Origin of the sequence: Nitrosomonas sp., assembly GCF_021731985.1 — a bacterium.
GTDB lineage: Bacteria > Pseudomonadota > Gammaproteobacteria > Burkholderiales > Nitrosomonadaceae > Nitrosomonas.
Genome location: NZ_JAKFWH010000064.1, coordinates 33,711 through 58,874, shown reverse-complemented (window position 1 = coordinate 58,874; position 25,164 = coordinate 33,711). Strand labels below are relative to the sequence as shown.

The following is a 25,164-nucleotide window of genomic DNA, read 5'->3' as shown; positions in this document are numbered from 1 at the left end:
TTCCAAGTTTTTTTGATTGACGAGTGCCCGAGTATGAAAGATTTTATTCATCTTTCCTGTAATCACTGATTCATTAATTTAACTTAACGCCAGTTTGTTATTTCCCGCAGAGATATTCTTTTCTACCGTCGGCAGGATAATTGAAATTTGTGCGCCACGGGGTTTAATATTTTCAATGTGAATCAAACCTTCATGCTCTTCAACAATTTTCTTGACGATGGGCAGCCCCAATCCAGTACCTTTCGACTTGGTCGTGACATAAGGCTCAAAAACCCGCGCCCTGATCTCGTCTGAAAAACCGCAGCCATTATCGCGCACACTCAGTTGCACACCCCCATGCACCATCTCGGTCCTCACCTCGATCACAGGCTCTGATGTATCTGCCAAGGCATCTTGCGCATTCTGCAACAAATTATGCAGCACCTGTCGTAACTGCGCAGCATCGCCTCTGACCACAGGCAAATCATCTGCCAATGCCGGTTTGATTTGTATGTGTTTACTATTATCGGTTGTCATACTTGCTGTTTCATACAGTGACAACACTTCTCGCACCAATCGATTAAAGTCAAGCTGACGTAATTCCAATTCAGGAACACGCGCATACTGATTGAATTCATTGACCATTCTTTTTAGCGCTTCAACCTGATTGACAATCGTCTCTGTAGAACGGCGCAGTATTTTTGCATCCTCCACATCCAGTTTATTGATCAACTTATGCTGCACCCGTTCAGCAGAGAGTTGAATCGGCGTCAACGGGTTTTTAATTTCATGCGCGAGTCGGCGCGCAACCTCACCCCAGGCAACTGCGCGCTGCACTTGTAGTAAATTAGTAATATCGTCAAAAACCACCACCCCGCCCCCCCCCGATATCTTGGGCAAACGTGTTCCCCGTAACAGTAAGACTTGATTATTACCATCCCCTGAACGCGTTAATTGACGCTGCCAAACACCTGTCTCTCCAGAGTTAAAACCTTCTCTGATCTCTACAACCAGAGTATTCAATTGCGGTTCATTATTCACACAACCTTCAATGATTGAACCATCCAGACTGATCATAGGGATTTGTAGTATTTGCTCTGCGCTGCGATTTGCCTTGGATAAAACCAATTGATCGTCAAACACCAATACACCGGATGAGAGATTTGCCAGAATACTCTCCAGATGCGCACGCGCGCTCTCCACTTCCTGCTGATTGTGTTGCGCTGTCGCTTGCGCTTCCTCCAGTTGTTGCGTCATCAAATTAAAAGATTCTGTCAACACACCCAGCTCATCGCTACTCTGGACCAAGTGACGGCGGCTGTAATCGCCTTGCGCAATAGCACGCGTACCTTCCGCCAGCATGCCGAGTGGAGCGCTCAATTTTTCACTGAGCAATGAAGCAGCCGCCAATGCTGAAAACAATGACAAAAGCAATGCCAGTGTCAATGTAACACTATACAACCGAGTTAATCCCTGGCGAGACAAAGAAAGCTCCTGATAATCCCGATACCCTGCTTGCACCCGTTCGGCATCTCTTGCCAGTTGCACAGGAACCGGCTGCAAAAACTGAAGCACCCGGATATCTTCCTTCAGACTCAATACATTGACAGGCGCAACCACGCGCAAATACAAACCCTTATCCGCGATGGATTCAATCGCACTGTAAGCTTTTTGAATTCTAATGTGTCGCAACACCATTGCGTTGGGCATTTCAGGAAATAACGCCAAGTTACTTTCACTGGAAAATGCAATTACTTTGCCATCTTGATTAAATAAAGTTGCTTCCTCAATTTGCGATTGCAGCAATAACTCATTAAGCACTTGCAACGGTTGGCTGGAAGACTCAGATAATATCAATGCAGTAGCCTGTGCTTTCTTTTGTAATTCTCCCAGTAAGTTCTCAAGCATGGTTTGCCCTAGACTCAAACCACCTTCAAGCGCGCGGTCCACTTTAACATCAAACCAGGACTCAATACTCTTCTCAAGAAACTGAACCGATACGGCATACACCAAAGCACCAGGAAGAATCGCCATCAAAGAGAAAACCAACATTAAACGTAGCGCCAACCGGGAGCCGAATACACCCGACTTGAGTCTGCGCCGGAATCGCCACAACAAAAATCCCACGATAACCATGAGAAACAATACGAAAGCAATGTTGATACCCAGCAATAGCCGGTATTTCCTTTCAAAAAACTCAGTGTTGGCGCCTGCTGTTGCCAGCAAAAAAAGCATAACCGCTCCCAATCCCGCTCCAATAATGAGTACATATTTCATTAATGGCCTTTCATCTGGAACGGTTGCTCTGGTGTTGGTAATTTCATACGCCATTCCAGCTTATCTGAACTCAAATCCCACTTACTGGAACCCAAAGCTTCAACTTGGAATGGTTTGGGCATCCGTGTCAAATCAAGCCAGATACGCAATGATGCGATATAATCAACATCCTGCTTTAAAGCAGATTTGACAATCAATGGATAATCACGCAATTGACCCAAAGCCTGCAATGCTTCCGTTAACGTGTTAAAGCTTTGTGAAAATGTTGGATGGTTCAAATGATATTGACGCGTCAACGCGTAATATCGTAACCCAACTCTTAATTTACCACGCGCAACTTCGTCGTAAAGCCAATACCAACGCGAATCAATTAAACTGAATTTGGTCACAAAGTAAAGCACGATGCCTTTCTCAAGCGCTTGCTCCAAAGTGGCATTAAGAGCAATCTCAGAATCAATGCCGATTTCATACCCTTGTTCAACTGCTGTCATACTGACAGACTTTATTTGGATGCCTTCCGCTTGCGCAACCGCGACCGGCAACAACAAAATCAATAGCAAAAAAATCAAATTGGCAAGTGATAACTGTGCACGCCACATACTTTGGCTAGCTTTTGTGCAGCAATGTATAAAAGAAACCATCATGTTGAATATCTGGTAACAGTTGCCCATCCACCATTGCTGCCCCAGAAAGCGGTAATGGACAGGCATCAGGATGATGTTTAAGAAATTTCTCTATCTGCATTGTATTTTCTTCGGCAAAGATTGAGCAGGTTACATAGAGCAACTTACCATCCCTGTTTAAAATTTTCCACAATGCATTCAGAATTGCCTGTTGAATGGCTGCAAATTTGACCAGATCACTTTCACGCCGTAACCATTTAATATCTGGGTGTCGGCATACTACACCAGATGCAGAACAAGGTACATCCGCCAAAATACGATCATACGGCTGACCATCCCACCATGCATCGGGATTCGAGGCATCCCCGCACAGCAAACGTTCAGCCGTCACATTCAACCGCGCAAGATTTTGCTGAACTTGGATAAGCCTAGCTGAATCATTGTCCAGTACCGTCAGCGAAATATCGGCCAACTCCAGCAAATGTGTGCTTTTCCCTCCGGGTGCCGCACAAGCATCCAATACGCGCATGCGATCATGCACATCCAGAAACGTCGCAGCAAACTGAGCTCCTGCGTCTTGCACGGTTATCAGGCCTTCTGCAAAACCAGGCAGGTTTTCCACCATAACCGGCTGTTTCAATTGCAGCGCGCCAGACCCTAACAACTCTGTATGCATCGCTTTCTCTGCCAACAGCTTACAGTAACTTTCCACGCTGATCTTACGTTGATTAACCCGCAAAGTCATCGGAGGACGTTTATTGTCTGCCTCCAATATGGCATGGAAGTTTTGCGGGTATTGCCAGCGCAATTTATCGATCCACCATTGCGGATGCGAATACCGCCCGACCTCATTTTCAGCAGCTTTTTTTAACAAGCTCTCGCGCTGCCGGATAAAATTGCGCAATACCGCATTCACCAGTCCCTGCATGCCTTTGCCATGCACCAAAGATCGTGAGGCTGCAACGGCCTGATCAACCACTGTATGCGGCAATGTTTTACTGTATTGCAATTGATATAAGCTGACTAACAGTAGATGGTGCAGACTCTTGTCACGTAGCGATTTCTTCAGCAACAAACCAAGAATTGCCTCCAATTGCCCATAAAATCGCAACACACCATAACTTAAATCCTGAATGGCACCTCTTTGCTGCTTTGATAACAAGGTGTCTGCGCGCCAAGCTTCCTGCAATACTCCCGTCAAACTTGCGCCAGCCAGCACCTTACCGATTGTAGAAGATGCAACAAGTTGGGTTTTAATCATGCTTTGAAGTGGAATGGTTCACGGTAGAAAAATATCACCCGGCTGCAAACTATTCCCCGCCAGAAAATCTGCACTACTCAATTTCTTGCCACCGGGTTTTTGCACTATTTCAATCTGCAACATGCCAGAACCACAAGCTACAGTAATGCCTTCACGATCAACCACAACAATTTCCCCTGGTTTACCGACTCCCCGCCCTGCAACCACTTTTGCTTGCCAAATCTTCAGGACAACATCCCGGAAATAAGTATAGGCGCCTGGATTGGGATTAAACGTGCGCACAACACGGTCAATCTGCTCAGCATTCTGTCGCCAATCAATTTCTGCTTCAGTTTTTTTTATTTTGGCAGCATAGCAAGCCAATGTCTCATCTTGCATGGTGGAAACAAGTTTTCCCTGTTGCAGCAACACCAAAGCCTCAACAACACTCTGCGCACCGAGCAGACCCAGCTTGTCGTGCAATGATTGCGTCGTATCATCCGCTGCGATCGCCATCTCATGCTTTAATAAAATGGCGCCGGTATCCAGCCCCGCATCCATTTGCATGATCGTAATACCGGTTTCATGATCACCCGCCAGAATAGCCCGTTGAATCGGCGCAGCCCCACGCCAGCGTGGCAATAACGAAGCGTGTATATTCAAACAACCCAGGCGAGGAATTTTTAATACAGCTTCGGGTAGAATTAATCCATACGCCGCCACAATCATCACATCTGCATTTAATGCCAGCAATTGCATTTGTATTTCGGCAGCTTTAAGTGTTAATGGCTGTAATAACGCAAGGTCCTGTTGTTGGGCAAGCAATTTGACCGCACTGGCAACCGTTTTCATTCCTCTACCAGCAGGACGATCCGGCTGAGTCAAAACCAGCACAATCTCATAACCTACCTTGATTAAAGCATCCAATGCAGTCGCAGCAAAAATGGGGGTTCCAGCAAAAATGATTCTCATCCTAGGCACATCAATCTTTCATTTATTTGAATTCCGGGGATTCTAAGCCATTGACAGAAGAAAACCATTAATCCGAGGTAACTTCAGGGTAAAAACGCATCATATTTTCACAAAAGCACAATGTTTACATGGTGCTGCGCTGTTTTTTCTTTAATCTTGCCAGTGTGCGTGCCTGCTTAAGCCGTGACCAGTACTCCACAAACACTTTTCCTGCCAAGTGATCCATCTCATGCTGAATACACACCGCCAATAAACCATTAGCATCCAGAACAAATGATTCGCCTTGAGCATTTAGAGCTCTTACAGTAATCGATTCGGCACGTTGTACTTTTCCGTAGATACCTGGAACTGATAAGCAACCTTCCTCATAATCAGATAGGCCATTACTAGTAATAATTTCAGGGTTAATCAAAGCAAGCAGTTGATTCTGTGTTTCAGAAGTATCAATAACAATCACACGCTTATGCACATCCACTTGTGTCGCTGCCAATCCTATGCCAGGCGCAGCATACATTGTTTCAGCCAAGTCATCTATTAACAAGCGGATTTTGTCAGTGACTTGCGCTACGGGAGCCGCCACAGTATGTAGCCGCTCATCCGGGTATTGTAATATTTTTAGAATAGCCATGAAAATTTTGTTTAGTTTAATAAACTCAATCGCACATTTAGAACGTATCATTAGATAATCATTCTTATGCTTTATAACCTATCATTGAGATCGTTCATGCGAAAGCCTATTATAGCTATGATTTTATGCCTGGGCCTGCTTTCTGTTACACCAGTTAAAGCTGAGAACATTATATTGCGGGGCGATACACCCGATCAGCATGTGGTTGTACCCGGTGATACCCTGTGGGGAATTGCTTCCCGGTTTCTTAAAGACCCCTGGCGCTGGCCAGAAATCTGGGGATTCAACCGTGAACAGGTGAAGAATCCGCACAAAATTTACCCCGGCGATATTGTGATACTGGAAAAAACACCCCATGGAAACCGGTTGCGTCTTGTAGAAGATGAAGGTGGAATAAAAACAGTCAAACTATCACCTAGAATTCGTACAGAACAATCGAGCACTGCGGCTATCCCCAGCATACCGGCTGCTGCTATCGAGCCATTTCTAAGCCAGCCGTTAGTCATTGAGAAGGATGGTCTTGCCGATGCACCGTATATACTGGGCTCCAGTGAAGGCCGGGTGGTTTTAAGTACCGACAATACAGTTTATGTCAGTGGATTACCGCAAGACAAAGGTGCAACATGGCAAATCTTCCGCCCCGGCAAAGCACTGAAAGACCCGGACAAAGAAGGCCTGATCCTTGGCTATGAGGCAACCTACCTAGGGGATGCCAAAGCGAATGTTTTTGCTGATGTCAGTACGGTAACTATCACTCGTGCCACGGAAGAAATTCTCAAAGGCGACCGCCTGGTTCCCGCCCCTGATACCCTATTCAATAACTATGCACCCCATGCGCCGGATTTTTCAATCAACGGACGAATTATTTCTGTCTATGGCGGCGTCACTGAAATTGGCAAAGGTGACATTGTCACACTGAATAAAGGCGAACTGGATAACTTGGAAATGGGGCATGTGCTCGCTATCTATCGAAAAAGCCAAGCCAAATCCCTTAAAGGAGAAATGGTACAATTACCGGATGAAAGAACCGGGTTGGTATTTGTATTTCGTGTCTTTGATAAAATATCCTATGCACTGGTTGTGCAAAGCACACATTCCATAAAAATTCTGGATGCCGTTAAAACGCCTTAAAATTAGTGCCGTACATTCATGAAACATGCGCCAGATATTGAATCATGGTTGAATCTTAATCTCATTGACGGCCTGGGCGGCGAATCCATCCGTCGGCTTCTAATTGCTTTTGGCAGTCCTACGGCAATATTTTCAACCCATATCACAGCACTCGAACGCATTGTAAAGAGCCCAATCGCCAAACGCATTAGGCAGGGTGCTGATCGCAATAAAATTTCTAGTGCACTTAAATGGCTGGAAGACCCCGCCAATGCCATCATCACTTTGGCCGATTCGGATTACCCAGCGCAACTACTTAACATTACCGACCCCCCCCCGTTACTTTATTTCAAAGGGCAGCGGGAACTCTTGCGGAAACCCGCACTGGCTGTCGTTGGAAGCCGCAATGCCACACCGCAAGGTCTATCCAATGCAGAGGCTTTTTCTGAAGCAGCCAGCAATGCCGGATTCTGCATCATCAGCGGCATGGCATTAGGTATCGACACCGCTGCTCATCAAGGCGGTTTGCGCGGCGCAGCTGCCAGCATCGCTGTTGTCGGCACTGGTTTGGATATTGTTTATCCTGCTAAGAATCATCTTTTGGCACATAAACTGGCAAAAGAAGGCGCACTAATTTCCGAATTTCCTCTCGGCACGCCCGCCATCGGGACGAATTTCCCGCGCAGGAACCGTATTATCAGCGGCATGAGTCAAGGTTGTCTGGTGGTAGAGGCTGCGTTACAAAGCGGATCACTGATCACAGCACGTCAGGCATTAGAACAAGGACGCGAAGTAATGGCGATCCCAGGCTCTATTCATTCACCACTCTCAAAAGGCTGTCATGCACTGATTAAGCAAGGTGCAAAGCTGATAGAAAATACACAGGATATTTTAGATGAATTAAATTATTTTCCATTAGTCAGCGATGAAAATCTCGACAAAGGAAAAGAATTTACTACCGAGCAACCAACTAAAAATACTTTATTACTCAAATATCTAGGCTATGATGCCGTAGATATTAATACGCTGTGCGCCCGTAGTGGCTTGACGGCTGAAGTTGTATCAGCCATGCTACTAACGCTTGAGCTTGACGGTCAGGTCAGCAGTTTGCCGGGAGGATGTTATCAGAGAATTCAATAACATCGGATAAGATCAACCAAAGATTGCAAGTCTGTATATAGACTTGCAACTTATTAAACTCAATTATGTTCGATATACTCGTTTATTTATTTGAAAATTATTTTGACTCAGGAAGTTATCCTGACTCTGCCACTCTGACTCGCAAACTCACCATGGCCGGATTTGCAGATGAAGATATTAACGAGACGCTGAACTGGCTCTCAGAGCTAGCACGTCACGATATCGGCAATTATCCGGAAAGCTTTGCAGAAAACGACTCTTTCCGCTGCTTTACAGAGTATGAAATAGAAAAAATTGACACTGAAGGCCGGGGATTTATTTTCTTTCTGGAGCAAGCTGGCATCATTAACCCGTTACAAAGGGAATTGTTGATTGATCGCGTGCTGACGCTGGATGAAAATTCATCCAGCCTTGAAAAAATCAAACTGATTGTTTTAACAGAATTGTGGATCCAGAACCAGCTCACTGACGATGTCATCCTTGAGAAATTGTTGATTGTCAGCGATTCTCATTACCGGCATTAAGACTAATCGTATCCTTTATTTTGTCATAACGGATAACCGCTGGCGTGCGTATGCCCAATATACTCAGCATATATGCTTGCAATCCCTATTCATAATAATCACTCAGTAGTAAAACAACATGTTTAATTTCACATTAATAGTCAGTGGCATTTCCCGGAAAATTCATGAGTAAATCGCTGATTATTGCTGAAAAACCTTCTGTCGCAGCAGATATCGCGCGGGTATTGGGTAGCTTTACCAAGCACACTGATTACTTCGAAAACGACCAGTATGTCGTATCTTCGGCCGTAGGCCATTTGCTCGAACTGGCTATTCCAGAAGAATATGAAGTAAAACGCGGCAAATGGAGCTTTGCTAATCTACCGGTTATTCCACCGCATTTTGATTTGAACCCAATCGAGAAAACTTCCTCACGTTTAAAATTACTCAGCAAACTCATCAAGCGTAAAGATGTGGATACGCTTATCAATGCATGTGATGCGGGACGTGAAGGTGAGCTGATTTTTTATTATATCCTGCGCCATGTCGGCACCAATAAACCGGTCAAACGCCTTTGGTTGCAATCCATGACGCCCGATGCGATCCGGGAAGGGTTTACCAAGTTATTGGACAATTCGGAAGTACAATCGCTGGCTGAAGCTGCCGTCAGCCGCTCAGAATCAGATTGGCTGGTCGGGATCAATGGCACGCGTGCCATGACTGCCTTTAATTCTCAAGAAGGGGGATTTCATAAAACCACAGTTGGGCGGGTACAGACACCTACATTAGCGATTCTTGTCGAGCGTGAAGAAAAAATCAAAAAATTCCGCCCTCAGGACTATTGGGAAATTCATGCCACGTTTGCAGCCAGTAATGGCTGCTATAACGGTAAGTGGTTTGATGAGAAATTCAGCAAAGATAAAGTCAATCTTGAATTAAAACCTGAACGACTCTGGGAGCAAAAAAAAGCCGAAGTCATCCGTGACAAATGCCAGGGGAAGCCTGGTCAAGTTAACGAAGAAAGCAAACCAAGCAAAGAAATCTGCCCATTGCTTTATGATCTGACCAGCTTACAGCGGGAAGCCAACAGCCGCTTTGGTTTTTCTGCCAAAACGACACTCGGCCTGGCTCAAGCATTATATGAAAAACATAAAGTATTGACTTACCCGCGGACAGATTCACGTGCACTACCGGAAGATTATATCGCCACCGTTAAAGATACTTTGCAAAGCCTGAGAAATACGGATTATGGAAAATTTTCCCAGCAGATTCTGGCTTCAAACTGGGTGATTCCAAACAAACGTATTTTCAACAACGCCAAGATCTCAGATCACTTTGCTATCATCCCCACTTCATTAAACCCGACCAAATTAAATGAGGCCGAAGCAAAAATTTATGATTTGGTTACCAAACGTTTTTTGGCTATTTTCTTTCCCGCCGCCGAATTTCTGATTACCACCCGCATTACCCGGGTTGAAAACGAGCCTTTTAGAACCGAAGGGAAAGTCATGGTTAATCCGGGCTGGCAGGCGGTATATGGCAAGTCAGCCAAATTGGATGATCTGGAAGATGACACAACACTCGTCGCAATTACCCCGAGTGAATCGGTTATCACTGAAGAAATTAACGTTATCGCTAATCAAACTCGCCCGCCAGCAAGATTTAATGAGGGCACATTACTTTCTGCCATGGAGGGGGCAGGGAAACTCGTTGAAGATGAAGAACTACGTGCAGCCATGAGCGCAAAGGGTCTGGGCACACCAGCAACACGTGCAGCTATCATTGAAGGTTTGGTATTTGAGAATTATCTACAGCGTGTAGGACGCGAGCTTCACCCAACTGCCAAAGCTTTCTCACTAATCACGTTATTACGCGGCCTAAAGATTCCCGAACTTATTTCACCTGAATTAACAGGTAACTGGGAATTTCAGTTACGTCAGATTGAGCAAGGTCACCTAAAACGCACTGCGTTCATGGAGAAAATTGCCGCAATGACAAGTCATATTGTGGAACAAGCCAAAACCCATCGCGGGGGAACCATTGCAGGAGATTTCTCCTTACTAAAATCCCCCTGTCCTAAATGTGGTGGTATCGTGCATGAAACCTATAAAAAATTCCAATGCCAGAAATGTGATTTTGCGCTCTGGAAAATTCTGGCCGGACGCCAATTTGAGGTTGATGAAATGGAGACCTTGATTACTCAACGCGAAGTAGGTCCTCTGCAAGGTTTTCGGAGCAAGATGGGACAATCGTTTAATGCCATCATCAAACTGACAGACACTTTTGAAATGAAATTTGATTTTGGCAACAGCGATGAAGACCATGAAGAAGTCGATTTCAGCAACCAAGTTCCCTTAGGAAAATGCCCAAAATGCAATCATGCTGTTTATGAGCATGGCCTTCAGTATGTTTGTGAGAAATCCGTCGGGGCAACCCGTACCTGCAATTTTAAAACAGGAAAAATCATCCTTACCCGCCCGATAGAGCGCGAGCAAATCACCAAATTGCTGGAAACTGGAAAAACAGACCTGCTCACAAAATTCATTTCCAAAAAAGGCAGGCCTTTTTCAGCTTACTTGGTCAGAAATGTAGATGGAAAAATAGGATTTGAGTTTGAGCAGAAAGCCCCCAAGAAAACAGCCGAAACAAAATCTAAAACAAAGCAATCCAGAACCAAAACAACCAGCAAGGCTACTTCATAGCGAGAATAACCAAGGGTTTATTTGCTTTTATCGAGGAATCAATAACGAATCACAGAAAAGACATTCGGGTATCGTTTGATTACCCGAATGTCTTCAGTTTTTCCAATAAGCCTAAAAATTACGCAGCATAAAAATTGAGGACGTACTTAATTACCCCTCCGGCCCCCATAATAATCATGATGAGTCCTCCCACAATGGCAGTTCCCTCTAAAATGATTGAAATGAATGCCCGTGATGTATTTTCAAATTCTTCTTCACCTAAAACATTTCTCCGTTTTTCTCTGCGATTCTTTACCCATAACTGCAACCAGATAGCCACAGGAATAGTCAGTAAAGAAAACATTAAAGCAATTTCTGCATCTTCCATTCAATCAACCTCTTATTTTGTGAAAATAGTACGAAAATCTTGCTGCACCAATTTATTCCAGCGCCAGATAGCAAATACCTCTTAACAGGCCCTTGAAAACTATCTGTGTTGCCGCTATGGTGTTAAAAACAAACTCAGATGTCATTTATCATGCATAAATGATGCGCTTTTCGCTTGTCTTTCCTTGCATCGGCTGCCTTCGAATACGTTTTTCAACAGCCTGTAAAAGCGCTTCAGCTAACAATGTATTCTACGCTAGAAATTTACTGCGATAGATTACCCTAAACAAGATAGTTAAATAAAGATTTTTCCAAATTTAACGAATCAACTCAGGAAATTCCAGCTGAATGCGGCGCCCTTTAAGATCAATAAAATTACGCCCTGAGTGTATTAATGGGATATCATCTAGCAATTTTTACTACTGCATACATCATGGAATGGCTTGATCTCCCGTTTGCTAAAAATGCTCATGGCATCGTACGACTGCCTGGATCAAAGAGTATTTCCAATCGAATTCTCCTGCTTGCTGCATTGGCCGAAGGTACCACACAGATTCATGATTTATTGGCTTCTGATGATACGGCACGTATGCTGGATGCACTTATCAAACTGGGTGTTTCAATAACACAAACAGGTATAAACGATTACTGCATCATCGGAGAAAAGGGAAAATTCCCAGTGACAGAAGCTGATTTATTTCTCGGCAATGCCGGCACTGCATTTCGGCCTTTAGTTGCGGTACTGTCTTTAATGCAGGGGCATTACCGGTTAGCCGGCGTGCCGCGCATGCATGAACGGCCCATTGCAGACCTAGTTGATGCATTACGCCAATTCGGCGCCAGTATCACTTACTTGGGCAACCCCGGCTTTCCCCCTCTGGAAATCAAACCAGCCGATTCACGTATTAAAAGCGACACCATTTCTGTTACCGTAAAAGGCGATGTTTCCAGTCAGTTTCTAACTGGATTGCTGATGGCGTTGCCACTCAGCGGAAAAGATTCCTTCATCAATGTTTCCGGCACCTTAATCTCGCAACCCTATATCGAATTAACGCTCGCACAAATGCAACGTTTTGGTGTGCGCGTCGAACACATCAATTGGCAGAAATTTATGATACCGGCACAACAGAATTATTGTAGCCCAGGTCATATCAGCATTGAAGGTGATGCGTCATCAGCCTCCTATTTTCTGGCAGCAGGCGCAATCGGGCATGGCCCGGTACGCGTCCAGGGAGTCGGACGTGATAGTGCACAAGGCGATATCCATTTCGCTGCCGCATTGGAAATGATGGGAGCACACCTATCCATGGGAGAAAACTGGATCGAAGCATGCGGCGCGGAAGCCAATCATTCCGGAAAATTTCTGCATGGCATTGAGTTGGATTGCAATCATATTCCGGACGCCGCCATGACGCTTGCAGTTACCGCATTATTCGCAGAAGGTGTCACCACGCTACGCAATATTGCCAGTTGGCGCCTGAAAGAGACAGATCGCCTTGCGGCCATGTCTACTGAGTTGCGCAAATTAGGTGCGACTGTTGAAGAAGGCAAAGACTACTTGCGCATCATTCCCCCTGATAATGGCTTGCACTCACATGCAACAATTGATACCTACGATGATCATCGCATGGCCATGTGCTTTGCATTGGCATCTCTGGGAGCACCGGTACGCATCAACGACCCCGGCTGTGTTGCAAAAACATTTCCCGATTATTTTGAAATTTTTTCACAAATCGCCCATCCTGAATAACTCTATAACAAGACTGTTTAATGGATACACATAAAATTCCCATCATCACCATTGACGGCCCATCCGCATCCGGCAAAGGCACCATTGCTCAGTTGATCGCCAAAAAACTCGGATTCCATTACCTCGACAGTGGCGCGCTATATCGTCTGGTTGCATTGAAAACAATGCGATCCCATGCTGACACTCACAATACAGACCAACTCGCCGAAATCGCCAGAAACTTGAATGTGGTTTTTGTGAATGAAGATGTCTATTTAGATGGCACTATCGTCACTGACGATATCCGGGCAGAACAATGCGGTATTTTGGCTTCACAAATAGCCGCCCATCCACAGGTTCGTGAAGCGCTGACAGAGCGTCAGCGCGCATTCTGCCAGCCGCCCGGATTGGTTACGGATGGACGTGACATGGGATCCGTTATCTTTCCCAATGCCGTTCTCAAAATATTTTTAACTGCTAGCGCGGAAGTTCGCGCACAAAGGCGATATAAGCAGTTGATAGAGAAAGGAATGAGTGATAATATCGCCGACTTATTGCAGGATATCCAGAAACGTGACGAACGCGACAGCAATCGCAGCATTGCACCCTTGCGACAAGGGGTTGATGCACAACTGCTTGATACGACTTCACTTACCATATCCCAGGCACAAGACGCCGTTCTCTCCTGGTATAATGTAATCTCTGCAAAAAACCCGCGTTTGGATAAGTAATAACAGCATTCTTTATCTTCTGTCTTTAAAGAAGATAAAATGAGTTTATTATTCAAACATTTTATTAATTAACCCAGTCCGTTGGATATTCATCCAGCCGGAATGATCAATCAGGTATTTTTTATAATGACTACAGCTGCCACTGCAACCCAGAAATCCCCCGAAAGTTTTGCCGCACTTTTTGAAGAAAGTCTTACACGCCAGGAAATGCGGACCGGTGAAGTAATCACCGCCGAAGTTGTCCGTGTTGACTACAATATCGTTGTTGTCAACGCTGGCCTTAAATCCGAAAGTTACATTCCTATCGAAGAATTTAAAAATGATCGCGGTGAAATTGAAGTTAAGCCGGGTGATTTTATCAGTGTTGCCATTGAGTCTCTGGAAGACGGCTATGGAGAAACACACCTCTCACGTGATAAAGCTAAACGCCTGACCGCCTGGCATGATCTTGAAGAAGCGATGGAAAGCGGCAAGATAGTAACCGGCATGGTCAATGGGAAAGTGAAAGGCGGCCTGACTGCTATGATCAATGGCATTCGTGCGTTTCTGCCCGGCTCGCTAGTGGATATCCGCCCCGTCAAGGACACTACACCTTATGAAAATAAGGAAATGGAATTCAAAGTCATTAAACTTGATCGCAAGCGTAATAATGTAGTGGTATCACGCCGCGCGGTGCTGGAAGCGACACAAGGTGCAGATCGTGAAACCTTATTGTCCAACCTGCAGGAAGGTTCGGTTGTTCAAGGTGTAGTCAAAAATATTACTGATTACGGCGCATTCGTTGATCTGGGCGGAATTGACGGACTGCTGCATATTACCGACTTGGCATGGCGTCGCGTTAAGCACCCATCCGAAGTGGTCAATATCGGCGATGAGGTTACCGCCAAAGTACTCAAGTTTGATCAGGAAAAAAATCGTGTTTCATTAGGCATGAAACAACTCAGTGAAGATCCATGGGTAGGACTGTCACGGCGTTATCCAGCACGCACCCGTCTATTTGGCAAAGTAACCAATTTAACCGATTACGGTGCTTTTATCGAAATCGAACAGGGCATTGAAGGGTTAGTGCATGTATCTGAAATGGATTGGACCAACAAAAACGTTTATCCATCCAAGATTGTTCAATTGGGCGATGAAGTCGAAGTAATGATTCTTGAGATTGATGAAGAACGCCGCCGCATCTCATTGGGCATGAAACAATGCCAAACCAACCCATGGGAAGAATTTGCCGCAAATCATGAGAAAGGCGATAAGGTCCGTGGACAAATTAAATCCATTACAGACTTTGGTGTGTTCATCGGATTACCCGGCAATATTGACGGTCTTGTGCATTTATCTGATTTATCTTGGAATCATCCTGGTGAAGAAGCCGTTCTTAATTATAAAAAAGGTGATGAGATAGAAGCGGTCATTCTCTCCATCGACGTTGAACGCGAGCGTATTTCACTGGGTATCAAGCAAATGGAAGGTGATCCTTTCACCAGCTTTGTCGCAGAACACGATAAAAACAGCATTATTGAAGGCACTGTGAAGTCCATTGACGCCAAAGGCGCTGTAATCGCGCTGACTAACGAAGTAGAAGGCTACTTGCGCGCATCCGAAGTCTCACGTGACCGCGTCGAAGATATACGCACTCACTTGAAGGAAGGCGATAAGGTCGAAACTATGATTATCAATGTGGATCGCAAGAATCGCACCATTAATCTTTCGATTAAGGCAAAAGATAAATCAGATGAATCCAGTGCCATGCAAAAAATTAAAACGCCTGTTAATGCTGGAACAACCAGTTTGGGTGCTTTACTGAAGGCTAAAATGGATAGTAAGAACACAGAGCAATAAGGAAAATTCATGACAAAATCTGAATTAATTACTCGACTAGCGGCACGTTTTCCGCAATTAGTCACCAAAGATGCGGAGCTCTCAGTCAAGACGATTATCGATGCAATGGCAAAAAGTCTGTCCCAAGGTCAGCGTATAGAAATACGCGGCTTTGGCAGTTTTGATTTAAATTATAGACCTCCGCGTATTGGCCGCAACCCGAAATCAGGCGAAAAAGTCAAAGTACCTGAAAAATATGTTCCACATTTTAAAGCAGGAAAAGAAATGCGTGAACGTGTTGATTATAAAGATATAAAAAACAAGTAGCCGAATCAAAGGAAGAGCACTTCTAAAAATTAGAAGTGCTCTCACCTAATGCAGCATGATCAAAAAATAATGTATTTAAGTTATTAAATTTATATTTCTACTTTAGATAGTCATATCGAATGCTTAATTGACCATTCCTATTTTAGTAATTTGTTATTCAATTAGCTTATGTAAAGCTTATAATTAATCATTTATCAACATATATGGGCTAAACTCATCATGATGAACATAATCGCTTGGTTTTTGCGCATTGTAGTCTTTGTAATTCTTGCTGTATTCGCTTCCAAAAATGCACAACCAATTGAATTGTTTTATTATCTGGACAAATCGATCGAGCTTCCTTTAAGTGTTGCGCTTCTGATATTCTTCGCACTGGGCAGTCTTATCGCCCTAATCTTTGTGCGATGCCGTTGTAACACCCATAAATAAAGTTCCTCCCATGCATGACCCGCGCATCATAGTGGCACTTGACTTTTCCAGTGCTGAAGATGCGTTGAGACTAGCTGAAAAACTAGAGCCCCGTTTTTGCCGCCTAAAAGTGGGCAAAGAACTTTTCACCGCAGCCGGACCGAGTCTGGTAGAAAAGTTGATGCTGAAGGGCTTCGACATATTTCTGGATCTCAAATTTCACGATATCCCCAATACGGTTGCCAATGCCTGTAAAGTTGCGGCTAATTTAGGCGTCTGGATGATTAATGTCCATGCGCTGGGCGGGCGAAAAATGTTATTAGCGGCTCGTGAAGCCATTGCACAAGGATCAACCAAACTAATTGCGGTCACTTTACTCACCAGCATGGATGAAAACGACCTCGCCGATATCGGATTACAAGGTAATCTTGAGCAAATTGTAGAGCGCCTGGCGCGATTAACCAAAGACTGTGCTTTAGATGGCGTAGTTTGTTCTGCATTGGAAGCAGCAAATCTACGACACCAAATTGGAGAAGACTTCTGCTTGGTCACGCCCGGTATTCGCCCACTCAATGATCGAGCAGATGATCAAAAAAGAATTACAACACCACGGCAGGCTATTCTGAATGGTGCAAATTATTTGGTTATCGGCAGACCAATCACTCAGGCAAGTGATCCGCTTTTAATGTGTCAGCAATTAAATTTAGAAATATTTGAGCAGAGAAAGGAGACGCACGTAATTTTATGAATACCTCACTTAACCTAACTGAAATTTCCGAAGCCAACAACATTCAATTCGGTTACTTACAGCCAATTGATTCTGGTATTGTGAACATCATTCAACTACTAGCACAGGATCCAGCTTATGCTGGCATACCCTTTGAACGCGTCCAGGAAATTATACAAACCATCCTTGAGAAGCGCTACTTCGCAGCGGTACACGCAGAAACTTGTATTGGCGTGGTATTGTATGTTCACATTTCCTGCGATACAGCGAGAAATTGCATCATTGAAAAACGGCAACCATATAAAGAGGAAATAGATCCAAAAGGTCAGGATGTCTTTATGACCGCAATTACAGGTAAGCACGTCAAACAATTGACCAGAACTTTCATACGCCGCTGCCAAGGGCGCCTCATACTCTATGAACGCCATAACCTCATGAATAATGGAAAATTTTCTAAGGATTTCTGCTGGATTGATCGTTCTGGTGTAATCCGGGGAGAAAGCGGATTTTCACGACTTTAAAGTGCCACAACGGAATATATGCACCGATATTCTTATTGGTTCGATGTGTGATGGTCTCATGAACAATAGAATTTGTTCCAAAAACAATACTATCTGTCCAAAATAAGGAATATCAACTAAATCTATTTAACCAAATTACTGGACGCTGCTGAAAGAATATAAAGGCTATGATTCATTTTACCTATGCACAAAAAAAGCTGCTCATTTTGAATGAGCAGCTTTTTTTAAGGCTATCCTACACTTAAACTTATTTATTCAATAACTTTTAAGCATAGAATCACTAAGCCCATGTGCCAAAATTAGCTGACGAAAAGTCTTGCAACGATCCAACTGTTGTTATATTTTCGAAAGATGCGAGAAGAACTTCGCCACCAGCAGTTCCATCAGCATCGTACCATAGTTCAGCAACTCCTGTTGCATCGTCAATTACAAGAATAGCAGCTTCAGCAGCTGCACCAGCAGATACCAATGCTTTAGCTGCCGTTGCATCAACTACCGAACTGGTAATTACGACCAGCTGATTACTAACAGAAACGGCACCCGCCGTACCCAATGTCATAGCACCAGCCGCATTCACAGAGATAATATCGCCTCCTGTACCCAGCGTAAAATCAGCAACCTTGACAGCACCGCTTCCAACGACGCTTGTGAGACTTAGTGTATCAATTCCATCACCCAAGGTTACGCTCGCACCATTGATCCCTGACAAGGATACTGTATCTTTACCGGCACCAGCATCAATAACATTTTTTGCATTCGCATCGGAAGTGCCCGTAATCGTATCATCGTTGCTACCGCCATTGATGGTTAGAGTTTCAAGCACACCACCTGCTGTGCCAGCAAAATCACTACCGTTCAATGTCAGCTTACCTGTAGCAGTTGAGCCATCAAGAGTTAATGTTTTGGCTTCTGCATAGGTAGCTCCAGCCGTAAAATCAACCGTATGTGCACCTGCTCCAGATAAATTCACTTTAGTGACTAACGTGGTTGCATCCAAACCAAGAGCAAGTTTGGAATCACCTGTCACATTGATGGTCGCAGCAGAAGTTGCAATCAGATCGGTGATAGTGTTACCGCCTGCTGACGTTGCACCAGCGGAAGTAAAACCGATCGTTTCGATATCAGCGATGGTCAGTGATGTTCCTCCGATTGTTGTATCGGTCAAATCTGTTTCGTTGTCAATGGTAACATTCAGAGTATTAGCAGTATTGGCAGCTGCACCTTTAACAGTAATGCTATCAGTTCCTGCAAAAGCAGTTGCCAAAGTCACATTTGATCCATTAGCCAGATTGCTGACAACCAAGTTATCACCCCCGGCGGTGCTGTCACGGAACACATAATTATCAACACCAGACACATTACCTAAGTTGGTCGTGCCAGCCGTACCGTTACGGTTAACAGTCAATGTTAAGACACCTGCGTGATCTGCAGCAGTCATCGTGTTACCACTGATCCCCGCAGAAGTCACACGCAGATCCAGATCAGCTGCTCCAGCGACTACAATTTTATCTATATTGACGGTATTGGTGCCATTTGCTAGCGTCAGAATATTGGCAGCAGCACCAGATGATGTGATGGTCAGCGACTCCAAATTTTCCGTAAGTGATGTTGCGGAGGCAATCGTAAGACTCGAATCTTTTGTAGTCCCGGAAACAGTTACTCCCAGTGCTTCAGCAGTACCAAGAGCGGTGGTACCCGCAAGCGTTGCTGCTTGAACAGTGAGTGCCTTACCGTAACTATTTACTGCCAAAGTGGTTCCCGCGGTTAGACCTAAATTATTGATAACGCCGTTAGCCGTACCAGTCACACTAACTGCTTTAACTCCAGTTACGCTGGCAAAATCCAAACCAGAATTTGCAATACTCATTGTCAGTTTTACATTTTCAACATTCTGAATTGTCGGCGTAGCAACAGCACCAGAAGTCAGAGTTGCATTCAGTGTATCACTATCGGTAGTTGAGCCATCAACTAATGCATCAGTATTACCAACAGTGCCTGCTCCGGCACTAACAGTATCACTTCCAGATGTAAATTTAAAATCACTAGGCAGCAAACCACCATTCTTAAAAGAAGATGTAGTGTCAGCATAATCCTGACCGGTAGTGAGTGTGAAAGTATGACCCGCTGATGGTATTCCACCTATTACATTAGCCACCTCAGCATCGGTATAAGGCGCCGTTCCCGTCACTTTACTCAATACATTTTGCAAAGTACCCAGATCACTGGAAGAATTTGATTGAGAATAAGCATCCGAAACTAATACTTTATTTGCCAGCAATGTTGCAGCCTGAGTAAACTCAGTTGCTGGAGTACCCGACAGATAAGTTATTGCTTGAATAACGATATTACCAAATCCAACACCGTCATTAATTAATTGTGTAAAGTATGCTACAGCTTGAGAGCCCGCGCTTGCTGGATCAGAATCAGCCGCCAAACCAAAATTATGCGCCAAAACGACAGCTTGATCTTCTACTGTAACCTTACCGCCCATAATGCCGTTAGTGAACAATGTGTTAGCAGCTAATGCATCGGCCAATTGGCTGGTGGTCATTCCACCGGAAACCAAATTTGCCAGCTCAGTTAGATTGCTACCACCCGGTGCTGCATTGAACAAACCCGCAACAATCTTCAGAATTTCAGTTTTCTGTGTACTCGTTATAGCCATGGGATCTCCCTTGATAAAAAATTAAAAATAGTTACGAAAGTAAATTACTTGCAAGTTTTTCACTTTTCACTTTGTCTCTTTGTAACCTCTATGCAGTTAACAATTTACCTACCAGAAGATACCACAAAAGCCAAGTTAAAGTGCATTCTGCCCAAAACAAACCCGCTTTGCAAGTATGCAGCCGAAGTTTGCATTAAGCATGTTGCTTATTTACAACATTGTAACAGCATTTATTCACGTTAAAACTTTAAAATGGAGTATAAGAATATGCTTTTTTATTTCAATGGATAACCACTTCCCGGTATTAATGGACATCCATAACTAATTTTTTGGATGCTACAGACCCGGAATCTCGCTTATGTGCGCATACTTTAATCATTGAGTGCCTTTGAATTAGCTTTGTACATTTCACAGTTGGTTTCCGGGAATCTGTCCGACAGGTATGGAATCTGCGTGGAAAGACCACAAAAAATCGTAAGTTAACGAATAATAATCGGAAAATATGATCAAAATAGCTTTTCCGCAGTTGGTCGCGCTATTCTCGGACAGATTCCCGGTGACTTAAAACACGGTCAATCGTTTTTCCATTGTTATTTTTCGTTTGATATCTGCGATAATGTGTCATTCCATGCTCAATATTCAATTTCTTGCATCTGTTCAACACTACCTTTTTAGATAACGTTCTAAGCCTTCGGCAACACTACCCGCTTATCTTGCAAATGATCAAGCGGGAGGTGATTGGCCGCTACAGAGGCTCATTCCTGGGATTATTATGGGCATTTGTTAATCCCATTTTGATGCTGGCCATTTATACATTTGTTTTCGGCGTGGTATTTAAAATACGCTTAGATCCGCAGAACACGGATATATATGATGATAAATTTGCCTTTGCATTATTATTATTTACCGGATTGATTTTATTTAATTTATTCTCCGAATGCCTTTCCCGTGCGCCAGGGTTGGTACTTGCCAATGTCAATTATGTTAAGAAAGTTATTTTCCCGCTGGAAATCTTACCGCTGGTTTCTTTAGGTTCCGCACTATTTCATGCCGGAATTAGTTTTTTGGTGTTAGTTATTTTCATACTGGTTATTGATCACCCCATTCATTGGACGCTGATTTGTTTGCCTATCATCGTGCTACCGCTGCTTTTACTCATCCTGGGATTGTCCTGGATGCTTGCTTCAATCGGGGTTTATGTGCGTGACATTGGACAATTTATTGGCCTGATATTGACCATGTTACTGTTTATGAGTCCAATTTTTTATCCTGCTTCAGCATTGCCTGAATCTGTTCGTGATTATCTATTTCTCAACCCGCTTACTTTTGTCATAGAACAAACACGGGCAGTCACATTATATGGCCAACTCCCGGATTGGAGCGGCTTAGTTATCTATTATATGCTTGCCTCAATAGTTGCCTGGGCTGGTCTGATGTGGTTTATGAAAACACGCAAGGGATTTGCTGATGTTCTCTAATCCGGCCAATTCTAAAACCGCCATTAGCGCTTCAAAGCTATCCAAATGTTATCAGTTGTATCAGCATCCCAAGGATCGCTTAAAACAATTCTTGTGGCCTCACAAATGGTGCGGGCCGCGTCAATTTTATCGTGAGTTATGGGCGCTGCACGATATTAATTTGACCGTGATGCCAGGAGAAGTTGTTGGTATCATAGGTCAAAACGGTTCCGGAAAGTCGACACTACTACAACTGGTTTGCGGCACTTTGACGCCCACTCAGGGTGAAGTACGGGTAAATGGTCGTGTTGCTGCTTTACTGGAGTTAGGTGCTGGGTTTAATCCCGAATTTACCGGCCGTGAGAACGTTTTAATGAGCGCCGCAATCATGGGATTCAGTCAATCCGAGATTGCCGATCGCATAGAGGATATTATTGATTTCTCAGGTGTTCGCGATTTCATCGATCAACCGGTCAAGACTTATTCCAGTGGCATGTATGTTCGTTTGGCATTTTCGGTCGCGATTAATGTCGATCCGGATATTCTAGTCATTGATGAAGCCTTATCAGTGGGCGATGGCGCATTTTCCCGCAAATCATTTGATCGCATCATGCACATGCGCGATGCGGGAAAAACAATTCTATTCTGCTCACATTCGCTGTTTCAGGTTGAATCTTTATGCAGCCGCGCCGTCTGGATTAATCAGGGAAAAATTATTTTAGATGGCGAATCTGCGCAAGTGGTATCCGCTTACCAGGCATTTCTGGATCAAAGCATGACAAACTCAAAACCTGAAAAACCCGATATCCATACTGACGCCTCTGCATTTACCAGGAATCACACATCAGGTAGCGCTCATCTGGATAAAGTCAAGTTACTGGCAAATGAGATCATCACGCAGCATGCTATCATCACAAGCGGTCAATCCGATATCAAGTTATGGATCACCTTTGCTTCCGACCCTTCATTGCCTTGCCCCAATGTGGGAATAACATTACAAGCAAAAGATGGCCGCACAGTCACCAGTGCAGCAACATGGGAAGACCAGTTTAGTGTGCAACGCAATTCCGAAGGATATGGACAGATTTGTCTCAGACTGGATCAAGTACCGTTACTAAAGGGTGAGTATCAGATTAATGTATATCTGCTCTGTGAGCGCGGCATACATCTCTATGATGCAGCAGAAAGTGTGGCACACTTACAGGTAAAACAAACCAGTCGTTTGCAGGGATATTTTTCAATTCCTCATCAGTGGGAAAATAACAATATTAGTACCCATAATGACCAAGACAGTTAATCACAATTTGGTGCAAGATTCTAGACACTATCGGCAAACCGGTCGTATCGCTTCAAGTGCCACAGCATTACCTTCCCCTTTCAAGGATCTGACTTTTCCATTGAATGTCTATGCCCATGCTTTGCTGCTACAAGAAGGTAAGGCTACCTATCTGCATTATGGATTGTTTCAAAACAACAAAACCAGCCTGCAGGTAGCACAGCAATTTTCTACGGATCTGTTGATGGCCAGGCTGCCGTCGCCGCCCTGCCGCATTCTGGAGGTGGGTGTTGGTCTGGGCACCACTCTTTCGCTATTAAATCAGCGCGGCTATGATGTTCATGGCATCACTCCCGACGCACAACAGATCGCTTATATTCAAAGAAACTTGGGCTCAGGGGCTTCCGTAAGCTGCCATTCGCTGCAAAATTTTAAAGTCCAGCCAGAAAGCTTTGATGTTGTGCTATTGCAAGAATCCGCACAATATATCGAGCCGTTGGTCATTTTTAATAAAGCACTCGATCTGCTCCCTTTACCCGGTGATTTAGTCATTATTGATGAATTCGCATTGAAATACGATGAAGCAGGGATAGAAGGTCTTCATCTGCTTAATGACATGGTAGCACTTGCAGAACGATTTGGATTTGAGTTGGTTGAGCGCATGGATTTATCCACTCAGGCGGCACCCACACTGGATTATCTATTGCGCTTTACTGCAACTCATCGGCAAAGTCTGATCAAAGACCTTGCCTTAACCGATGAACAGCTCGCTCAACTGGATGAATCGAACCGGACCTATCACAAAAAATATGCCAGCGGTCATTATGGCTATGCCTTGTTACATTTCAGAAAAAAAATGGTGCCCAAGTGGCGCCTGAAGATTCTAGAAAAAAACCAGACCCCGGAAATGTTCAGTTTGTTTAAGAAAACATTCCATCACGACATGACGCCGGCCACATGGCAATGGAAATATGGCTCAAATTCAGGACGTGAAATTGGTGTTTGGCAGGAAAATCAACTGATCGCTCATTATGGTGGCGTTAGCCGGGAAATCCTGTTCTTCGGGCAACCCCAAGTCGCCGTGCAAATCGGCGATGTGATGGTTGATGCGAGTGTACGCGGCATGCTCACCAGAAAGGGACCTTTCTTTCTCATGGCGGCAACCTTCCCAGAACGCTTTGTCGGCTATGGCAAACCCTATCTAGTAGGTTTTGGTTTCCCAAACGAACGAGCGATGAAAGTAGCAGAGCGGCTCGGATTATATGCTGAAGTTGGGCATATGATTGAACACTCATGGAAGCCTTTGTCAAAATTCCCGCTGTGGGGCACACGTATACACCTGATCGGCCGAGAACAAACGGATTTTACAATAACTATTGCCGATCAATGCTGGCAACATATGGCCGCAGATCTGCAACAAGCAATCATAGGTGTGCGCGACTGGAAGTATCTGCAACACCGATACCTCGAGCATCCCAATCAACAGTACCAGGTCATATTGGTTAAAAATCGTTTTAGTGGTCGTGCACGTGGCATTTTGATACTACGTTTTGATCCTGAAGGTTGTGAAATTGTTGACTTAATTGCATCTCTAGTTGAGATTCCATTATTAATTATTCATGCCAGACGGCTGGCCGGTATCCAAGGTGCTACACGGATTTATTGCCACATTACAGAAAATTTTTCAACCTATTTTGCGATAACCGGTGGAACTCAAAAAAGCACAAATATCCGCATACCCGCTACTACCTGGAGCAATGGGCCGACTCCAGAAACACTGAAAAATCGTTGGTGGTTAATGAGCGGTGATAAAGACTTCCGCTAAACGGTTACTACTCAAGCCAGACTGCACGGCAAATTTGCTCTAACCCCAGAAACCACGAAATTCAGCTTTTTCGGATAACCTGAATTTATATATTATATATTTTAAAAAGTTTAGTCAGAGATTATTAGTGCTTTTTGGAT

Annotated in this window: 21 protein-coding genes; 14 read left to right on the top strand and 7 right to left on the bottom strand. The window is 44.2% G+C overall.

The window, feature by feature from the left end; genetic code table 11:
- Positions 1-78: 78 nt before the first annotated feature.
- The 5 genes from QZ942_RS09645 to def all read right to left on the bottom strand — a co-directional run bounded on the left by QZ942_RS09645 (position 79) and on the right by def (position 5,719).
- Positions 79-2,256, bottom strand: coding sequence for an ATP-binding protein (locus tag QZ942_RS09645; protein WP_292995057.1), 2,178 nt, complete (start codon positions 2,254-2,256; stop codon positions 79-81).
- Positions 2,256-2,855 (bottom strand): DUF4390 domain-containing protein, encoded by a 600-nt coding sequence (locus QZ942_RS09640; protein WP_292995015.1) that lies wholly within the window; start codon positions 2,853-2,855, stop codon positions 2,256-2,258. Before QZ942_RS09640 ends, QZ942_RS09645 begins: the two co-directional genes overlap by 1 nt.
- Positions 2,856-2,862: 7 nt before the next feature.
- A complete protein-coding gene (rsmB, locus tag QZ942_RS09635) occupies positions 2,863-4,140 on the bottom strand; it encodes a 16S rRNA (cytosine(967)-C(5))-methyltransferase RsmB (protein WP_292995013.1) in 1,278 nt (425 codons plus the stop codon).
- Between the two features lie 18 nt (positions 4,141-4,158).
- On the bottom strand, positions 4,159-5,091 hold the full coding sequence (gene fmt, locus QZ942_RS09630) for a methionyl-tRNA formyltransferase (protein ID WP_292995011.1): 933 nt from the start codon (positions 5,089-5,091) through the stop codon (positions 4,159-4,161).
- 124 nt (positions 5,092-5,215) lie between these two features.
- Positions 5,216-5,719: a peptide deformylase gene (def, locus tag QZ942_RS09625; protein ID WP_292995055.1), complete on the bottom strand. Its 504-nt coding sequence runs from the start codon at positions 5,717-5,719 to the stop codon at positions 5,216-5,218.
- Positions 5,720-5,815: 96 nt separating this feature from the next.
- Between def and QZ942_RS09620 the strand changes: the two genes are divergently transcribed.
- The 4 genes from QZ942_RS09620 to QZ942_RS09605 all read left to right on the top strand — a co-directional run bounded on the left by QZ942_RS09620 (position 5,816) and on the right by QZ942_RS09605 (position 11,174).
- Positions 5,816-6,850, top strand: a complete 1,035-nt coding sequence (locus tag QZ942_RS09620) for a LysM peptidoglycan-binding domain-containing protein (protein ID WP_292995009.1) — start codon at positions 5,816-5,818, stop codon at positions 6,848-6,850.
- An 18-nt stretch (positions 6,851-6,868) separates the two neighbouring features.
- Entirely contained in the window at positions 6,869-7,969 is a 1,101-nt protein-coding gene (gene dprA / locus QZ942_RS09615) for a DNA-processing protein DprA (RefSeq protein ID WP_292995007.1), read from the top strand.
- A 65-nt stretch (positions 7,970-8,034) separates the two neighbouring features.
- Positions 8,035-8,493, top strand: a complete 459-nt coding sequence (locus QZ942_RS09610) for a DUF494 domain-containing protein (protein ID WP_292995005.1) — start codon at positions 8,035-8,037, stop codon at positions 8,491-8,493.
- Between the two features lie 164 nt (positions 8,494-8,657).
- Positions 8,658-11,174, top strand: coding sequence for a DNA topoisomerase III (locus QZ942_RS09605; RefSeq protein ID WP_292995003.1), 2,517 nt, complete (start codon positions 8,658-8,660; stop codon positions 11,172-11,174).
- Positions 11,175-11,292: 118 nt separating this feature from the next.
- Here the strand turns inward: QZ942_RS09605 and QZ942_RS09600 are convergent, their stop codons facing one another.
- A complete protein-coding gene (locus tag QZ942_RS09600; RefSeq protein ID WP_292995001.1) occupies positions 11,293-11,541 on the bottom strand; it encodes a hypothetical protein in 249 nt (82 codons plus the stop codon).
- Between the two features lie 432 nt (positions 11,542-11,973).
- Between QZ942_RS09600 and aroA the strand changes: the two genes are divergently transcribed.
- The 7 genes from aroA (at position 11,974) to QZ942_RS09565 (ending at position 17,801) form a co-directional block, all read left to right on the top strand.
- Positions 11,974-13,290 carry a 3-phosphoshikimate 1-carboxyvinyltransferase gene (gene aroA, locus QZ942_RS09595; RefSeq protein WP_292995053.1) on the top strand — a complete coding sequence of 439 codons (1,317 nt, stop codon included), beginning with the start codon at positions 11,974-11,976 and terminating at the stop codon, positions 13,288-13,290.
- 20 nt (positions 13,291-13,310) lie between these two features.
- On the top strand, positions 13,311-14,000 hold the full coding sequence (cmk, locus tag QZ942_RS09590) for a (d)CMP kinase (RefSeq protein WP_292994999.1): 690 nt from the start codon (positions 13,311-13,313) through the stop codon (positions 13,998-14,000).
- Positions 14,001-14,126: 126 nt separating this feature from the next.
- Positions 14,127-15,839, top strand: coding sequence for a 30S ribosomal protein S1 (gene rpsA / locus QZ942_RS09585; RefSeq protein WP_292994997.1), 1,713 nt, complete (start codon positions 14,127-14,129; stop codon positions 15,837-15,839).
- 9 nt (positions 15,840-15,848) lie between these two features.
- A complete protein-coding gene (locus tag QZ942_RS09580) occupies positions 15,849-16,145 on the top strand; it encodes an integration host factor subunit beta (protein ID WP_013964623.1) in 297 nt (98 codons plus the stop codon).
- A 219-nt stretch (positions 16,146-16,364) separates the two neighbouring features.
- Entirely contained in the window at positions 16,365-16,574 is a 210-nt protein-coding gene (locus QZ942_RS09575) for a lipopolysaccharide assembly protein LapA domain-containing protein (protein ID WP_013964622.1), read from the top strand.
- Positions 16,575-16,584: 10 nt separating this feature from the next.
- Complete coding sequence (gene pyrF / locus QZ942_RS09570; RefSeq protein ID WP_292994994.1) at positions 16,585-17,301, top strand: orotidine-5'-phosphate decarboxylase; 717 nt, start codon at positions 16,585-16,587, stop codon at positions 17,299-17,301.
- Entirely contained in the window at positions 17,298-17,801 is a 504-nt protein-coding gene (locus QZ942_RS09565; RefSeq protein WP_292994993.1) for a hypothetical protein, read from the top strand. Before pyrF ends, QZ942_RS09565 begins: the two co-directional genes overlap by 4 nt.
- A gap of 280 nt (positions 17,802-18,081) precedes the next feature.
- Here the strand turns inward: QZ942_RS09565 and QZ942_RS09560 are convergent, their stop codons facing one another.
- Positions 18,082-20,466, bottom strand: a complete 2,385-nt coding sequence (locus tag QZ942_RS09560; protein WP_292994992.1) for a hypothetical protein — start codon at positions 20,464-20,466, stop codon at positions 18,082-18,084.
- A gap of 719 nt (positions 20,467-21,185) precedes the next feature.
- Between QZ942_RS09560 and QZ942_RS09555 the strand changes: the two genes are divergently transcribed.
- The 3 genes from QZ942_RS09555 to QZ942_RS09545 are packed head-to-tail and all read left to right on the top strand — an operon-like array spanning position 21,186 to position 25,024.
- Positions 21,186-21,944, top strand: a complete 759-nt coding sequence (locus QZ942_RS09555; protein WP_366836344.1) for an ABC transporter permease — start codon at positions 21,186-21,188, stop codon at positions 21,942-21,944.
- Positions 21,934-23,220, top strand: a complete 1,287-nt coding sequence (locus QZ942_RS09550) for an ABC transporter ATP-binding protein (protein WP_292994990.1) — start codon at positions 21,934-21,936, stop codon at positions 23,218-23,220. The genes QZ942_RS09555 and QZ942_RS09550 overlap by 11 nt, the downstream gene beginning before the upstream one ends.
- A complete protein-coding gene (locus QZ942_RS09545; RefSeq protein WP_292994989.1) occupies positions 23,204-25,024 on the top strand; it encodes a bifunctional class I SAM-dependent methyltransferase/GNAT family N-acetyltransferase in 1,821 nt (606 codons plus the stop codon). The genes QZ942_RS09550 and QZ942_RS09545 overlap by 17 nt, the downstream gene beginning before the upstream one ends.
- Positions 25,025-25,164: the final 140 nt, after the last annotated feature.

What these genes read in the sequence shown, in the direction of transcription:
- cmk (WP_292994999.1), top strand. Translation starts at nt 13,311, where the DNA reads ATGGATACACATAAAATTCCCATCATCACCATTGACGGCCCATCCGCA.
- fmt (WP_292995011.1), bottom strand. Translation starts at nt 5,091, where the DNA reads ATGAGAATCATTTTTGCTGGAACCCCCATTTTTGCTGCGACTGCATTG.
- pyrF (WP_292994994.1), top strand. Translation starts at nt 16,585, where the DNA reads ATGCATGACCCGCGCATCATAGTGGCACTTGACTTTTCCAGTGCTGAA.
- QZ942_RS09560 (WP_292994992.1), bottom strand. Translation starts at nt 20,466, where the DNA reads ATGGCTATAACGAGTACACAGAAAACTGAAATTCTGAAGATTGTTGCG.
- rpsA (WP_292994997.1), top strand. Translation starts at nt 14,127, where the DNA reads ATGACTACAGCTGCCACTGCAACCCAGAAATCCCCCGAAAGTTTTGCC.
- QZ942_RS09645 (WP_292995057.1), bottom strand. Translation starts at nt 2,256, where the DNA reads ATGAAATATGTACTCATTATTGGAGCGGGATTGGGAGCGGTTATGCTT.
- QZ942_RS09620 (WP_292995009.1), top strand. Translation starts at nt 5,816, where the DNA reads ATGCGAAAGCCTATTATAGCTATGATTTTATGCCTGGGCCTGCTTTCT.
- def (WP_292995055.1), bottom strand. Translation starts at nt 5,719, where the DNA reads ATGGCTATTCTAAAAATATTACAATACCCGGATGAGCGGCTACATACT.
- QZ942_RS09580 (WP_013964623.1), top strand. Translation starts at nt 15,849, where the DNA reads ATGACAAAATCTGAATTAATTACTCGACTAGCGGCACGTTTTCCGCAA.
- QZ942_RS09550 (WP_292994990.1), top strand. Translation starts at nt 21,934, where the DNA reads ATGTTCTCTAATCCGGCCAATTCTAAAACCGCCATTAGCGCTTCAAAG.
- QZ942_RS09640 (WP_292995015.1), bottom strand. Translation starts at nt 2,855, where the DNA reads ATGTGGCGTGCACAGTTATCACTTGCCAATTTGATTTTTTTGCTATTG.
- QZ942_RS09605 (WP_292995003.1), top strand. Translation starts at nt 8,658, where the DNA reads ATGAGTAAATCGCTGATTATTGCTGAAAAACCTTCTGTCGCAGCAGAT.
- dprA (WP_292995007.1), top strand. Translation starts at nt 6,869, where the DNA reads ATGAAACATGCGCCAGATATTGAATCATGGTTGAATCTTAATCTCATT.
- QZ942_RS09565 (WP_292994993.1), top strand. Translation starts at nt 17,298, where the DNA reads ATGAATACCTCACTTAACCTAACTGAAATTTCCGAAGCCAACAACATT.
- QZ942_RS09610 (WP_292995005.1), top strand. Translation starts at nt 8,035, where the DNA reads ATGTTCGATATACTCGTTTATTTATTTGAAAATTATTTTGACTCAGGA.
- QZ942_RS09545 (WP_292994989.1), top strand. Translation starts at nt 23,204, where the DNA reads ATGACCAAGACAGTTAATCACAATTTGGTGCAAGATTCTAGACACTAT.
- rsmB (WP_292995013.1), bottom strand. Translation starts at nt 4,140, where the DNA reads ATGATTAAAACCCAACTTGTTGCATCTTCTACAATCGGTAAGGTGCTG.
- QZ942_RS09575 (WP_013964622.1), top strand. Translation starts at nt 16,365, where the DNA reads ATGATGAACATAATCGCTTGGTTTTTGCGCATTGTAGTCTTTGTAATT.
- QZ942_RS09600 (WP_292995001.1), bottom strand. Translation starts at nt 11,541, where the DNA reads ATGGAAGATGCAGAAATTGCTTTAATGTTTTCTTTACTGACTATTCCT.
- aroA (WP_292995053.1), top strand. Translation starts at nt 11,974, where the DNA reads ATGGAATGGCTTGATCTCCCGTTTGCTAAAAATGCTCATGGCATCGTA.
- QZ942_RS09555 (WP_366836344.1), top strand. Translation starts at nt 21,186, where the DNA reads ATGATCAAGCGGGAGGTGATTGGCCGCTACAGAGGCTCATTCCTGGGA.